Below are 14650 nucleotides of genomic sequence, written 5' to 3' on the forward strand. Positions count from 1 at the left end.
ACCTACTCCTCCTTTACTTCTTCCATAAAGCGCACCCTCGGCGTTTGATCAAAAGCTGGTAGGGTTATCTCGTCTCTTATCTCAAACTCAAGCTGTAACCCTTCAATCTCAGCTAACTCGACAGCGGCGGACACGACCATTTGATTATGAAGTCGCTCCACATCATCACTTAAAACTTTTACTTCGATCGGCAATGGTGGGAGTCTCCGCGTATTCACTTGCGTCGTACCATTCACCTCATAAAAAGTAGAGGTTGAAATGATCCGTTCCGTTCCAATCGCTATTTCCTTCGCTTGATAGATGTTCAGCTCGTTTAGCAAGGAGCGGAGGAAATCTGGTGAGACATTCTGGCTTGTTGAACCTACATAGGCATCATTTTCGTAAAGTGACTTGATCGTAATTACGAGCCCTTCCCCCGATACCTCAGTAAGCCCGGCACTTTCTCGTAACGTTTCGATCTGCTCCTCAATCACACTATCTATCTCTTGCTGCTCTTCTAAGGATTGTCGATATTGTGAAAGTAAGGATTCCGTATTTTCGATCTCATCGGCCAGTTGCTGTCTCTTTTCTTGCTCCTGCACCAATTCCTGCCGTAATTCTCGAACATCTCGTGTATCACGGACAACCGGCTCCTTTGTCGTTTGAAAAAGAACCGCTAGCATGAAGCCAATCAGCAAGGTAACAATTGTGAATGTCCATTTTCGTTCCATCTTTCTCATCTTCTTTCAGTTAGATAAGGGTCTAGAACAATCGTGCTTTTCTCTTCAACCCTCACCTCGATTGAATCATCTAATAAAAAGTCTTGGACGCCACCTGGAAGCTCAAAGGAACTTTTCATGACTGAAGGATCACCAACCGCTGAAATAGTAAATGGTGCATACGAACGATTACCATCCACTGTAATGACAGGACCTACACATTGAATGTACGATTGATGTGACAAACGGTAGCCATTAATCGCAACCGCCTCCGCCCCTGCCACAAGCAAAACATCGACTACCTTTTGAACATGGTGCTCATGAACAATATAGTTGTTAGGGTCCCCTTCTTCAGGAATGTATGAGCTGTCATCAAGGGTGATCTCGATCCCCTGTCCTTGGACAGGAACAGCTCCAGTAATTTTACGAAGCTTTTCCACGTCTTCTATTAAATTGGCCGTACGAATTTCTGAGCGTTCAGTGGCAGAAGCGATCTCTTCTTCAAGCTCCCGCACTTCTGATTGCAAATTGCGCAAATCTTCCTGCAACGATCGATTGATTGTTTGCTCTAACAGAATACGATTGCGAAGCTCGTCCTCATACCGCCATTGACTCGTATTTCGCTCGCCTTGGTTCGCTAATTGCTCACTGGCTAACTCATAGCTCAAAGCAAGAATAAAGCCCGTAACGAGGAAGACTAGCGACAGGAGTACATGTTTACTTCTAACTTTCCACTTCAACCTCCTGATCCTCCTCTTCCTCTGGAATGTTAAACGACTCAAAATATGGACTCATTCTCATGTGTAAAATCCCTTCAGCATCCGGGTCGAGCTCTTTCACAACCACTGGATAAGGAGCCATATATTCCGCGAATTGACGAATCGTGGACTGAACGATAAGGCCGTCGTTCATATACAGGGTGATACGTAATGGATCTCCATCATTGGGCGTATGATAAATTTCCGATATTCGTTGCACCACTCGATCCGGCATCTCATTTAGCTCGGCTGCTAACTCTTTCACAAGTGAGAGCTGATCCCAATTGACTAAAATAGGAGCATCTGCCGGAACTTTATATTTCGGCAGTTCGGATAAAAATGAACCTGACTCTAAAATCGGGAAATATTGATCCTCTTGAAACAAGTATGCAACTCGTTCGTACTCCTTCACTTCAAGAACGACCGTATTAGGGAGTACTCTATGCCACTCTATTGCTTCTACTTCCTCAAGCGATTCCACATTTGCCTTTAATTGCTCATCAGAGATGCTCCAAATGCTTGTCTCATTTGAAAGTTTACTTGCTTCAATGATCGCGTCATCATCAACAAATTGATTCCCTTCAACTTTAATGCTACGGATGTGACTTAGCGGAGACTGAAAATAAATCACAAGGAGGAGCAAGAGAAAGAAGAACGATAGGAAGAAGATGAGCCTGCGATTCGCTCGCTGTTTTCTTTGTTCTTTTAACGATGGAATTCGTTCATGAATCGTAACAACTTTCTCATCTCCCATAACCGTCCCCCCATCTGACGTTATACTTTAATAATCGGCATATTTGCCCACAACTTTTATCCTCGAAGCTCAAATCAAACCCATATGAACGTTTTTTACCATTCTCCGATCAGTTCGACTTCTGTTTCCATTTTAACTTGATATTGCTTTTGAATGGTATCTTTTACGTGATGAATGAGTGCGACCACATCAGCTGCCTTCGCATCTCCAGTGTTTACGATAAAATTAGCATGCATCGTTGAAATTTGCGCTCCTCCAATCTGGTATCCTTTTAATCCAGCTTTTTCAATCAACTGTCCTGCATACTCAGGAAGAGGGTTACGAAACACGCTCCCACACGTTGGATGATTCCACGGCTGGGTGTCACGGCGATAGTCTTTGTTTTTTTGGAGCTTCTTTTTAATGTCTTCCTTATCGCCTCGCGTTAGTGAAAAAATGGCTTCCACACATATTCCATCATTTTTTTGCAATAACGATGTGCGATATGAAAAGGCCATCTCTTCGTTCGTTAACCAGCGGAGTGTCCCGTCTGGGAACAACACATGCGCCTTCGTCAAAATTTGTGATATGTCTGAGCCATGGGCTCCTGCATTCATAAAAACGGCACCGCCGACAGACCCAGGGATGCCCGCAGCAAATTCGAGACCTGCCAAGCCTTGCCGACTGATCACCGTTGCCAGTTTGACCACTGGATATCCTGCTCCGACCGTGATTGATTCACCGTTTACTTCCAAATGATCAAGGCCTTTATCTAGTTTGACCGTCACCCCACGCAACCCTTTATCCGATACTAGAATATTTGAACCACGACCAATCACCCGCCATTTACATCCTGTCTCTTGAATGAGCTTCATCGTTTTTTTAAGACCTTCTATGTCGTTTGGAATGACAAAAACATCGGCAGGTCCACCAATTTTCCACGTCGTATGATGAGCCAGAGATTCATTCACCCGTACTTCTCCTACTTGAAGGGCACGTAAGCTTTCCACTAGTTGTTCCATCTATTCAAACCCCTTTTCTCTTCAAAACATATACGCCTTACATAAAATGAAATGTAGTAGTCTGAGGTGATTTACTTCGCTACCTCTTTCACAAGCATATGTAACTTTTCAGCAGATGTAGGCACCCCTAGTGCTTTGGCTGCTTGTTTCATCGCATCAAGTCGACCTGGCGTCACCATGATGTCATCGATATCTTGCAGTAAGCGATCCCCCGTAAGTTCAGATTCCTTTCGCAAGATTGCGGCATCCTTTTTGCTTAACGCTGCAGCATTTTTTTCTTGGTGATTGTTCGTTACATAAGGGCTCGGAATGAGAATGCTCGGCAGTCCTAGCGCCGTAATTTCCGCTAGTGTCGTTGCTCCTGCCCGGGCAACAATTAAGTCGACCGCAGAAAGAACGTCTGGCATGTTGTGAATGAACGGTTGAACGATGACGTTTTCTGGTTGGCCTATACTCTTCATCTGTTCCTGTACACGCTCATAGTGGACCGTACCTGTGACATAAACAAACTGATAAGGTTTCGCCTTCACGTCGCTCAAGATTGACATAAACGCATCATTTATTGGACGAGCCCCTCGGCTCCCGCCAACAATCAGCACCGTTTTTTTATTCGGTTTAATGCCAAGAGACCTTAGCCCTTCCTCGCGGTTGCCGCTCATCACTTCAGAAGCACGGGGATTGCCTGTAAAGACAACCTTGTTTTTCGGAAAAAACGCTTCGGCCTCCTTGAAACAAATCGCAATCCGATCCACATAGCGGCTCAAAAATTTATTTGTTAAACCTGGTACACTATTCTGTTCATGAATCACCGTAGGTATCTTGAGCTTTGCCGCTGCGTAAACAACAGGACCACATACGTACCCGCCCGTACCAATGACAACGTCTGGCTTAAATTCATTTAACAACGCCTTGGCTCGCTTTGTTCCACGCAAAAAGCGAACGACGGTTTTCACGTTTTCCATGGAGAGCTTACGCTGGAATCCAGTGATATGAATCGTTTGAAAAGGAATTCCTTCCCTTGGGACGATCTCGCTTTCAAGTCCCCGCTCTGTTCCAATATATAAAACATCGAGACGTTCGTCCCTTTTTTTTATCTCATTGATAAACGCGAGGGCTGGATAAATATGTCCTCCTGTTCCCCCACCACTAACAACGATTTTCATGTTCAAAGACACCTTCTCTCTTTTTCCATTTTATCATGATTTAGGCTAGGTTTATACCTGTATCGCACAAAGGCTAGTGTAAAAATGTGAAATACTCAAAAATTGGTTCTTAGTCAAATGTTGGGGTGGCATAGGAGGGCGAGCCCCTCTTATCCTACCCCGAATGTTTGATGTTTGAATTGATGATGCAAGAGAATACGGTTTCGCAAGCGATCATAACGCCGAAAACCAAAGGCATTTCTCTTAATCACCTTCGTTTGATTATTCAGTCCTTCGATAAAACCATTGTTTAAGCCAAACGCGAAGCTATTCAAGATCTCGGTCTGCCAGTTCTTCAGCGTCTGAATGGCTCGGTGGAACTCCTTTAACGGGCTCGCCTCCACTCTTCGGTAAAAGGCGTAGAGCCCTTGCTTCACCTCGCTCATTCGTCCTTCCCTTCCTTGCATCTTCGCTTCTTGATACCACCGACGAAAATGTTCTTTTAGCTCATACGCTTCCCTTAAATCAGGGGATAGCTCTAAGTACCGCTCCACCTTCTTCTTTTGCTTATCATCCAGTCCTTCTCTCTCTTTCTGAAACAGATGTTTGATCCGTTTACATCGTTTTCGATGATACGGATGGAACGCTTTTTGCACTCGGCGGCGAACCCCTTCCAGAGCCCAGTAGATGTAACGACAGAAATGGAACGGATCCCCAATGATGAGCGGGTGGCCTAAGGCCTTTTGAACAGCCGACTTGAAGGTATAACTAAGATCCATCACGACCGTTTTTACATGATGACCCTTCTCTTGAAGATATCGTTTAAGCGTATCGGCTTTACGATCCGGTAAGATATCCAGTGGCTTCCGTGTATCTGCATCCGCAATGATTACTTGATATTTCCCCGCATTCGTATCCCCTTTGTAATCATCAATCGCAATCCGAGGAGGAAGGTGATCCACCTTCTTCACGAGCGGTGCCGCCAATTGATCAAACCGGCGCATGGCAGTTGTCACGGACGTTTGGAATTGATTCGCTGTGTCCGTAAAGTTCTTCCCTTGAATGAGCCGTAAGCGGAACGCTTGATTCCATTCCACTGTCTGACGCTGATATCGCTCTACAAAAGAGGCTTTCTCCGCAAACCGCTTCCCGCATCTGCACGCGTACCGGCGCTTTCGATAGAATAGATACACCCACCGTTCAAAGAGCTTGAGATGTTGAACTTTTTGGATGCGGTAATCATGGATTCTCTCGGTTCTCTTCCCGCAGGATGGGCAACGATGAGGCGTTCGCGGCATTTCTACATGGAGCGCGATAAAGTCCTCTCGTTCCTCCATCTTTGTGACCTTCACACCTTTTAATCCGGGCAAATCCATGGTAAAATTCATCGTACACGCAGCTCCTATCCTTTCTTTGTTTCTGGGCAATTCAAGGATAATGGATAAAGGAGCCTGCGTGCATTTTTTTTGCCCTCTTTTGTGCAAAAACCCCAACATTTATTGTAGAGCCCAAAAATTATTTCAAAGCGTGATCCACTCATAAAAAAAAGGTCGAATGGGCAACCAGACGACCTCTAACTCGGTTTACGTTCGCGTATAACGCGAGACGTTAAGCAACACGCCGAGAGAGACGAGCATGAGTGTTAAACTTGATCCACCATAGCTCAAAAGTGGAAGGGTGATTCCTGTCACTGGCATGAGTCCTGTCACGACGCCAATGTTAATCATCACTTGGATGGCCACCATCGCGACGATCCCTGTGGCAAGAAAGCTCCCAAACAAATCTGGAGCCCCTAAGGCGATTCGTATGCCACGCCATAAGACGATCCCAAATAGAGCAATCACAAAACAGCCACCGAGAAAGCCTAACTCCTCCGATAATATCGCAAAAATAAAGTCGGTTTGTGGCTCGGGCAAGTAATAGTACTTTTGCCGACTTTCCCCTAGACCAAGACCGAGGAGTCCTCCTGGACCGATCGCATAAAGGGATTGAATAATTTGAAATCCGCTCCCAAGGGGGTCTGACCATGGATCAAGAAAAGAGGTGATGCGCTTAATCCGGTATGGAGCCGAAATGATCAATGCTGCAAAACCAGCCATTCCGACAATGCCGAGCATGACGAAATGTAAAATCCTCGCACCGGCAACAAAAATCATCACCACACACGTACCGACCATGACCGCGCCTGTTCCTAAATCAGGCTGGAGCATGATCATGCCAAAAGCAAGCATAACAAGGGATAACGAAGGGAGCAACCCTTTTTTAAACGATGTGATTAATTTTTGATTTTCAGCCAAAAACTTAGCCAAAAAAACAATCATCGCCATTTTCATAAATTCTGAAGGCTGGATGGAGAACGCTCCTACACCGAGCCAGCTTCGTGCTCCACCGCGAACGAGACCAACCCCTGGAATGAGAACAATAATGAGCAAAACGAAGCAAACAATCACCATCAGTTTTGCCCATACGCGCCACGTCCAATATTCAACCCTCATCATAAAGAGCATGGCGATAAAACCAACACTCGCAAAAAAAAGCTGTCGCTTCGCAAAGAAAAACCCATCGTCAAATCGGTAGGTAGCCCAAGCCTCACTCGCGCTGTAAACCATAATTAAGCCTATAATAAGTAAGGCTACCGTTGCGACAACGAGAAGGTAGTCTGGTGCTGCTTTTTGTCTTGGCAATCGGAACACCTCATTTACTGAGTTTCGTTCGTACGGGACAAAGCCCCTCTACCAAACTGTATGCGCCAGACAAACCGAACATGTCCTTTATTATCCTATTCTTGTAATCCCTCGATTGAAGTCACAAACGCCTCACCGCGCTCTTCAAACGTACGGTATTGATCCCAGCTCGCACATGCAGGCGATAAAAGGATGACATCCCCATTCGTAGATACGTCTAATGCCTTACGTACTGCATCTTCTACCCGCTCAGCCTCCACGATCGTCTCAACGCCAGCTTCCATTGCTGCTTGTGCTAATTTATGCTTTGTTTCTCCAAAAAGCACGACCGCTTTCACCTTTTGTAGTGCTGGAATTAAGTCATCAAATGAGTTTCCTCGATCCAACCCGCCTGCTAGCAATACAATAGGGTCAGTAAAGGATTGAATCGCCGCTGTAGTGGAGAGAATGTTTGTCGCTTTCGAATCGTTATACCATTTCCTCTCAAAAGCTGTCCCAACAAATTGCAGGCGGTGTTCCACACCAGAAAACTTGGACAATACATGATGAATTTGTTCCTTTGTCGCACCCATGAGCAAGGCAGCCGACATGGCAGCTAATACGTTGTCCACATTGTGGTCTCCTGGCAATACGACATCGCCTTTTTCCACAATCTTTTCCCCTCTAAACATATAGGTTTCCCCATCAACATAGGCTCCGCTTTTGACGACGGTTGACCGTGAAAAAGGAATAGGTGTTGCCTTTGTTTCAGCGGCAACCTTGGAGACTAGCGGATCATCTGCGTTGTAGACAAAGTAGTCTTCCTCTTTCATATTTTCAACAATTTTCTTTTTGGCCGCCACATAATTTTCTTTCGAGCCGTGATAATCGAGATGGGCGTCAAAAATATTTAAGAGGATCGCCACTTTAGGACGGAAATGGCTCGTCCCCATCAATTGGAAGCTGGACACTTCCATGACGATCACATCATCCGCCGTTGCTTCCCTAGCTACATCGGAAGCCACGACCCCAATGTTTCCTGCTACTTTCGGCTCTCGGGCACTTCCCTTCAGCATCTCCACAACTAAAGACGTCGTCGTCGTCTTCCCATTAGACCCTGTAATTGCGACGATCTCAGCTTCACTCACCTTAGATGCAAGCTCGACCTCGGTCACGACGGAGATCCCCCGTTTGATCGCTTCCTCAACAATTGGATTATCATAGCGAATCCCTGGGTTTTTTACGACTAATTCTTTTCCATCAAGAAGAGAGATTGGGTGTTCTCCACATACGACGTGAATCCCTTCCTTTTGCAGCTTTTGCGCTTGAGGGTTATCCGCCAACGGTTTTTGGTCATTTACGGTGACAATCGCGCCTAAATCATGGAGGAGACGGGCCGCGGCCTCTCCGCTTTTTGCCAAACCTAATACTAAAATATGTTTTTGATGAAATTGTTCTGTATGTTTCATGTTATCCACACCTCTAAATAGATCGCGAGCATAGCAAATAGGAGACCGACCGTCCAAAACGTAACGACGACGCGCCATTCAGACCAACCTGAAAGCTCATAGTGATGGTGGAGCGGGCTCATTTTAAAAATCCGCTTTCCTCTCGTCTTAAAAGAAATGACTTGAATGATGACGGAAAGTGTTTCAATGACAAATACCCCGCCAATAATGATTAACAAGATTTCCTGCTTCGCCATAATCGCAATGGCCGCAATGGCACCCCCAAGTGCGAGGGAACCTGTATCTCCCATAAACACTTTAGCCGGGTGGGAGTTGAACACAAGAAAGCCGAGTACGGCACCAACAACAGCGGCAGAGAAGATCGCCACTTCAAAATAGTTAGTGGCCCAAGCAATGATCGCAAATGCACCGAATGCGATCGCACCAGTCCCTGCTACTAATCCATCAAGGCCATCTGTTAAATTGACCGCATTGGATGCACCAACAAGCATGACGATCACGAGAGGTAAATAAAACCACCCGAAATCAATCGAAAGGGACGTCGCTGGAATCGTCACCTCTGTAGAGAGACCCATGTTTCTTAGGCCTAAATAAAACAGGACAGCGACAACCAGTTGTCCGATCAATTTTTGCTTAGATGTAAGCCCTAAGTTTCTTTTCATGACCACTTTAATAAAGTCATCAATAAATCCGAGAACACCGAAGCCGATTGTCACTAATAGTAAAAGCAAGACGTCCATTGATAAAGATAGAAATTGAAACGAGACGAACAAGGATGACACGAGGATGGATAGAAGGATCATTAAACCCCCCATCGTCGGCGTCCCGCTCTTTTTTTGATGTGATTTTGGTCCTTCTTCACGAATGCTTTGCCCAAACTTAAGCCTGCGTAAAAACGGGATAAAGATAGGTGACAAAATGACCGTAATCACAAAGGACAGAATAAGGGTTAAAAGTAAGACACGTTCTAGCATCATTTGGTTATCCCTCCTCCCGTTTCAATTTATCTACAATCGATTCCAATTCCAATCCCCGAGAGGCTTTGAATAAAACGACTGTTTTTCCATCTAATAAACCTTCAATATAGTCCGTCGCTTCCTCTTTCTCAACAAACGAAACGAAAGGAATATTGCTCCCTCTTCGCTTCATCTCATCCGCTATCCACTGACCTTTTTCCCCAACAAGGACCGCGGTCGTTATCGGCTCTGTTATTTCATCGGCAACCGAGCGATGCAATGCTTCTTCATCTATTCCTAGCTCGTAAATATCTCCTAAAACAGCAACCTTCTTTTCATAGTTCGGATATGCCTTTAACGTCTTGATCGCTGCTTTCATTGAAGTCGGACTAGCATTATAGGCGTCATTTAAAAGAAGGGCTCCCTTTTGACCTTCGACCTTTTCAAGCCGCATCTTTGAAATTGCTACACTCTCTAATGATCTAGCGACTTGCTCCGGTGAAAGTCCGAGGTGTAGTGCTACGCTGACAGCGTATGCTGCATTCTTAACATTATGCTCACCAATCAGTTTGATGTCATAAGAATGATCATCAATGGTGAACGAATAGCCATCTTCACGAGCTTCTAGATCGTGAATCACGATTTTATTTTCCGAAGAGAATCCAACCGTTTGCACGCCTTCTTTCACATAAGGAGAAAGCAACGGTTCATCACCGTCGAGAAATAGGACACCTGTTGGCTTTAGGCCGAGGGCAATTTCCATTTTTGCTTTTGCAATGTTCTCACGGCTCCCTAGCTGTTCAAGGTGAGATTCTCCTATGTTCGTTACGACAGCAATATCCGGGGTTGCTAGTTTACTTAACAGTTCAATTTCCCCTAACCCGCTCATCCCCATTTCTAAAATGAGTGTTTGACAATTAGCTGGCATGGAAAGCACCGTTAACGGAAGCCCGATATGATTATTGTAATTCCCTTGCGTTTTATAAATAGAGCCTAACGGAGCAAGAGTCGCATAGAGTAAGTCTTTCACTGTCGTTTTCCCATTGCTTCCCGTTACGGCTACAACTGTTGGTTCTGTTTGCCGCAAATAAGCTTTTGCCATCGCTTGTAGCGCAAATAGGGTATCATTTACGAACAAAAGGCGATCCTCATTTTTTAATGACTCAGGTACCGGAACAGAAGTAGCCCAAAGTGAAGCTTGTGCTCCCTTAGATAGCGCTTGTTCCACATAATCATGACCATCAAATCTCTCACCGATAAGCGGAACAAAAAGGTTCCCTTCTTGAATCGTGCGTGTGTCGGTCGATACCCCGGTAAACGAGAGTGGAGCAGATGGGTTGTTTTTCGTAATGATCCCTTTTAAAAGCTGTGTTGATATACTCATGTCCATCGCTCCTTAATCGCCTGTTGAGCTACGATCCGATCGTCGAAATCGATCGTTCGATCACGGAACTGCTGATACGTTTCATGTCCTTTTCCTGCAATCACGATAATATCGTCTTCTTTCGCCAATTCAATCGCTTTAAAGATCGCTTCTTTTCGGTCTTCAATCATAAGATAGGAATCACCTTTGGCCCCCTGCTCCATATCATGCAAAATATCCATCGGCTCTTCACTGCGAGGATTATCTGATGTGAAAATCGCTTGATCCGCAAAGGTTGTGGCAATTTCCGCCATGACCGGACGCTTGGTCTTATCTCTGTCGCCACCGCAGCCTACAACGACCCGCACGTCTCCTTTCGCCAATTCGCTAACCGTCTTCAGCACATTTTCGAGACTATCAGGCGTATGAGCATAGTCGACAATGACCGTAAAAGGTTGATCATGCTTCACCGTTTCGAATCGTCCCGCTACTCCTTTGACTTCCTCTAAACTCTTCTTTATCTCCTGTAATGGAACACCGCTCACATAAGCGGCGGCAGCGGCTGCTAGAACATTGTATACACTAAATTTTCCGATTAGACGAATCGATATCTCCATGCGCTCCTCGAAAGCAGCAAGCTCAAATGTCGTTCCAGTGGAGGTAATTCGAACATTTTCTGCCTGGAAATCGGCTTCGTTCTCAATACCATAAGTAACGACTTGAGCGATCGTCATCTCAGCGAAATCAGCAGAGGCTGGATCGTCCGCGTTTAAGACAGCTACTTTTCCTCGGTACGTATTGCCGAGTTGAGCAAAGAGTAACCCCTTGGCAAATTTATACCGCTCCATCGTTCCATGGTAGTCTAAGTGATCAGGAGTTAAATTGGAGAAGACAGCCACATCAAAATCACAGCCACGCACTCGTCCCGATTGAAGGGCATGGGAGGAAACTTCCATCATCGCCGTCGTCACTCCAGACTTTTTCATGTCAGCAAATGTTCGTTGCAACACGAGGGACTCTGGTGTTGTGTTTTTCGTCTCCCTGAGCTCATGACCGATTTTCGTGTACATCGTTCCTATGAGCCCTGTCATCTTCCCTTGATCCTGCATTATTTTTTCAATCAAATGGGTAATCGTAGTTTTACCATTCGTTCCTGTAACACCGATGAGCTGCAGATCATTTGTCGGTTCACCGTAAAACTTTGTCGCCACTTGAGCCATCGCTCGACGTGAATCTCTGACGACAACAACAGGAACGGAAAGTTCAAGCGGTCTCTCACTAACGACCGCAACTGCTCCGTTGCTTACTGCTTGCTGGGCGTAATCATGACCATCAACCGTATACCCTTTGATGCAGAAAAACAGCCCACCTTCTACAACTTCACGTGAATCCATATGTATTGAATGAATGTCTGGATTTCCCTCATGTATCATTTTATATCCATACAAGGAATCCAGTAAGGAAACTAATTTTACCATACATCATTACCTCACAATATTGGCTTTTATTTAAACTTAAAAATGAGCGCCACATCAATCTTACGTATCCACCCATCTATTGTAAAGACCTAATTTTATGTAAACTGAAATGTCGTCAAGGAAAATTGTCGCTCAGCATCAAATTCATCCGCAGGAGCCAGCCCTTTTTATTTGGCTGAAGTAAATAAACGCATGTACGTTCTCGTGAAAAAAATAGAAGGAGAAGAGAAAGCGGCTATCCGTCATTCTCTCCTTTTCCCTTCTTTGTTAAAACGTATCTCTTTTATTTTAATCTGTAGGCTCTGTGTCGTCATCCATGTAAAGCCGTATCGTCGATCCAACCGCCACTTTCGTCCCTGGCTCTGGTGCTTGAGCGACGACAACATCCCCTTTACCATCTGCATCAATTTTAAGTTCATAATACGATTCATGAAGGTCTCTCTTCGTTCGGCCGACCAAATCAGGAACTTCGACTAAAGGTTCGTCGTTCCATTTCCGCTCTTTTTCAATCTGATTTTCTCGCTTTTCAATACCAAGTGCTTGCAAACTATCGCCAATAATCTTTCCAACAATTGGCGCAGCGACAACACCACCGAACTGGACCGTATCTTTCGGGTTATCGATTGCAACGTATACAACAATTTGCGGGTCATCTGCTGGAGCGAACCCGATAAACGAGACAATATGATTGTTCTCTAAGTATCGTCCATCTTTCGCTTTCTGTGCCGTACCGGTTTTCCCTCCCACTCGATATCCGTCCACAAACGCACCTTGTCCCGTTCCACGTGCAACAACACTTTCTAATGCATAGCGAACTTCTTTTGACGTCTCTTCTGAGATAATTTGTCGCCTCATTTTCGGGGCACTTGACTCGACGACTTCTCCTGTATATGGATCAACCCAGTCCTTTGCTACGTAAGGTTCGTACAAATAACCGCCGTTCACTGCCGCAGAGACAGCTGCTACTTGCTGTATGGGCGTAACCGACACCCCTTGACCGAAGGCTGTCGTTGCTTGCTCGAGGGGGCCAATCCGATCCCGGTTAAAAATAATTCCTTTCGCTTCACCTTGTAGGTCAATGCCCGTTTTCTGACCAAAGCCAAACGCTTCAATGTAATCAAACAGCCGATCCTTTCCAAGACGTTCCCCTAGAACGACAAAGCCTGGGTTGCATGAATTCTCTACGACTTCTAAAAAGGTTTGGCTCCCGTGGCCTCCTTTTTTCCAGCATCGGAGACGGTGTCCTGCCACCTCAATAAACCCTGGATCATGGAACCTATCGTTCGTAAGGTCGACCTCGTTTTCTTCGAGCGCAGCCGCAAGTGTAATAATTTTAAAAGTAGAGCCTGGCTCATATTGCATCCAAATCGGCTTGTTTTGGTTGTATACTTCAGGGGGAACCTCTCGGAAGTTTTCAGGGTTATAATGTGGCCGACTGCTCATCCCTAAAATTTCTCCAGTATTGGGGTTCATCGCAATTGCGATCGCGCCATCAGGGGAATAGGTAGCTTCAGCAATATCCAGCTCTCGTTCAATAATCGTTTGAACCCTGCTGTCAATCGTCAATCGTAAATTTAAGCCGTTGATAGGAGCAGTATATTCGTCAGCCAAATTAGGTAACCGTTGGCCTTTGGCGTCGGAAAAAAAGGAAACATGTCCTTTCTCTCCCTTTAGCTGCTCATCATAATAAAGCTCCAATCCCGTGAGTCCTTGGTTATCAATACCAGCAAACCCAAGAACGTGGGACAAATAGCTTCCAAACGGGTAATGACGCTTGCTGTCTTCGGCAATGTAAACACCAGGAAGCCTGAGCTTCCGTACCTCATTGGCCTTGTCTTTTGAGATTTTACGTCCTTCTGGATTCAACCGAACGATTGACTCTCTTTTTGTAATTAATTCATACGCTTTTTGCCTGTCCATTTGCAAAACATTGGCTAACTTCTCAGCCGTCTCCGTTGGATCTTTCACTTGACGAGGAACGACGAGAATGGATGGTGCACTAACATTTGTCGCCAAGACAACGTCGTTTCGATCGGTGATCTCTCCTCGTTTCGCTTCAAATGGCACATCCCTACTCCATGAGTCTTGTGCTTGACCTGTTAACCAATCACCCAAGGCAAATTGAACGTACCCGAGTCGTAGCATAATAATAAGAAAGGCTGCTAATCCAACCAAAAGAACGAAGATGAGACGTCTTCGGACAGTGACATTTGACACTCGCACAGCAAGTACCTCCCCGGTTCAATTCTGCGAAAGCCCGCTTTCCTTTCCTACCATCCTAGGAACATTTTGATAGCGGAATTGAAGAGGGCCGATCAATCAACCATCGACCCCCTCCAAGAAGTAGGCTTGTTTCAACTTATTCGAA

The 14650-nt window shown here is 45.4% G+C and carries 12 protein-coding genes; all 12 read right to left on the reverse strand.

Annotated features, from left to right (window positions below; translation table 11 throughout):
- Nucleotides 1-2 precede the first annotated feature (2 nt).
- Entirely contained in the window at nt 3-710 is a 708-nt protein-coding gene (locus FED51_RS12965) for a DUF881 domain-containing protein (RefSeq protein ID WP_010898712.1), read from the reverse strand.
- A gap of 5 nt (nt 711-715) precedes the next feature.
- Complete coding sequence (locus tag FED51_RS12970) at nt 716-1438, reverse strand: DUF881 domain-containing protein (protein ID WP_010898713.1); 723 nt, start codon at nt 1436-1438, stop codon at nt 716-718.
- Nucleotides 1422-2210 carry a cell division protein FtsQ/DivIB gene (locus FED51_RS12975; protein WP_053430907.1) on the reverse strand — a complete coding sequence of 263 codons (789 nt, stop codon included), beginning with the start codon at nt 2208-2210 and terminating at the stop codon, nt 1422-1424. Before FED51_RS12975 ends, FED51_RS12970 begins: the two co-directional genes overlap by 17 nt.
- A gap of 95 nt (nt 2211-2305) precedes the next feature.
- On the reverse strand, nt 2306-3211 hold the full coding sequence (gene murB / locus FED51_RS12980) for a UDP-N-acetylmuramate dehydrogenase (protein ID WP_053430906.1): 906 nt from the start codon (nt 3209-3211) through the stop codon (nt 2306-2308).
- A 71-nt stretch (nt 3212-3282) separates the two neighbouring features.
- Nucleotides 3283-4374, reverse strand: a complete 1092-nt coding sequence (gene murG, locus FED51_RS12985; protein WP_053430905.1) for an undecaprenyldiphospho-muramoylpentapeptide beta-N-acetylglucosaminyltransferase — start codon at nt 4372-4374, stop codon at nt 3283-3285.
- A 149-nt stretch (nt 4375-4523) separates the two neighbouring features.
- On the reverse strand, nt 4524-5741 hold the full coding sequence (locus tag FED51_RS12990; protein ID WP_138090175.1) for an ISL3-like element IS651 family transposase: 1218 nt from the start codon (nt 5739-5741) through the stop codon (nt 4524-4526).
- 195 nt (nt 5742-5936) lie between these two features.
- Nucleotides 5937-7037 (reverse strand): stage V sporulation protein E, encoded by a 1101-nt coding sequence (spoVE, locus tag FED51_RS12995; RefSeq protein WP_010898717.1) that lies wholly within the window; start codon nt 7035-7037, stop codon nt 5937-5939.
- A gap of 95 nt (nt 7038-7132) precedes the next feature.
- Nucleotides 7133-8485, reverse strand: a complete 1353-nt coding sequence (murD, locus tag FED51_RS13000; RefSeq protein ID WP_053430904.1) for a UDP-N-acetylmuramoyl-L-alanine--D-glutamate ligase — start codon at nt 8483-8485, stop codon at nt 7133-7135.
- Complete coding sequence (gene mraY, locus FED51_RS13005; protein WP_053431954.1) at nt 8482-9459, reverse strand: phospho-N-acetylmuramoyl-pentapeptide-transferase; 978 nt, start codon at nt 9457-9459, stop codon at nt 8482-8484. Before mraY ends, murD begins: the two co-directional genes overlap by 4 nt.
- A 7-nt stretch (nt 9460-9466) precedes the next feature.
- The gene (locus FED51_RS13010) at nt 9467-10825 is read right to left on the reverse strand and encodes a UDP-N-acetylmuramoyl-tripeptide--D-alanyl-D-alanine ligase (protein ID WP_053430903.1); all 1359 of its coding nucleotides are present in this window, start codon (nt 10823-10825) and stop codon (nt 9467-9469) included.
- Nucleotides 10822-12282, reverse strand: a complete 1461-nt coding sequence (locus FED51_RS13015) for a UDP-N-acetylmuramoyl-L-alanyl-D-glutamate--2,6-diaminopimelate ligase (protein ID WP_053430902.1) — start codon at nt 12280-12282, stop codon at nt 10822-10824. Before FED51_RS13015 ends, FED51_RS13010 begins: the two co-directional genes overlap by 4 nt.
- A gap of 288 nt (nt 12283-12570) precedes the next feature.
- Complete coding sequence (locus tag FED51_RS13020) at nt 12571-14505, reverse strand: stage V sporulation protein D (protein WP_053430901.1); 1935 nt, start codon at nt 14503-14505, stop codon at nt 12571-12573.
- Nucleotides 14506-14650: the final 145 nt, after the last annotated feature.

The organism is Halalkalibacterium halodurans, from assembly GCF_005671335.1.
Lineage (GTDB): Bacteria > Bacillota > Bacilli > Bacillales > Bacillaceae_D > Halalkalibacterium > Halalkalibacterium halodurans.

What these genes read in the sequence shown, in the direction of transcription:
- murD (WP_053430904.1), bottom strand. Translation starts at nt 8,485, where the DNA reads ATGAAACATACAGAACAATTTCATCAAAAACATATTTTAGTATTAGGT.
- FED51_RS13015 (WP_053430902.1), bottom strand. Translation starts at nt 12,282, where the DNA reads ATGGTAAAATTAGTTTCCTTACTGGATTCCTTGTATGGATATAAAATG.
- murB (WP_053430906.1), bottom strand. Translation starts at nt 3,211, where the DNA reads ATGGAACAACTAGTGGAAAGCTTACGTGCCCTTCAAGTAGGAGAAGTA.
- FED51_RS12975 (WP_053430907.1), bottom strand. Translation starts at nt 2,210, where the DNA reads ATGGGAGATGAGAAAGTTGTTACGATTCATGAACGAATTCCATCGTTA.
- mraY (WP_053431954.1), bottom strand. Translation starts at nt 9,459, where the DNA reads ATGCTAGAACGTGTCTTACTTTTAACCCTTATTCTGTCCTTTGTGATT.
- murG (WP_053430905.1), bottom strand. Translation starts at nt 4,374, where the DNA reads ATGAAAATCGTTGTTAGTGGTGGGGGAACAGGAGGACATATTTATCCA.
- FED51_RS13010 (WP_053430903.1), bottom strand. Translation starts at nt 10,825, where the DNA reads ATGAGTATATCAACACAGCTTTTAAAAGGGATCATTACGAAAAACAAC.
- FED51_RS12990 (WP_138090175.1), bottom strand. Translation starts at nt 5,741, where the DNA reads ATGAATTTTACCATGGATTTGCCCGGATTAAAAGGTGTGAAGGTCACA.
- FED51_RS12965 (WP_010898712.1), bottom strand. Translation starts at nt 710, where the DNA reads ATGGAACGAAAATGGACATTCACAATTGTTACCTTGCTGATTGGCTTC.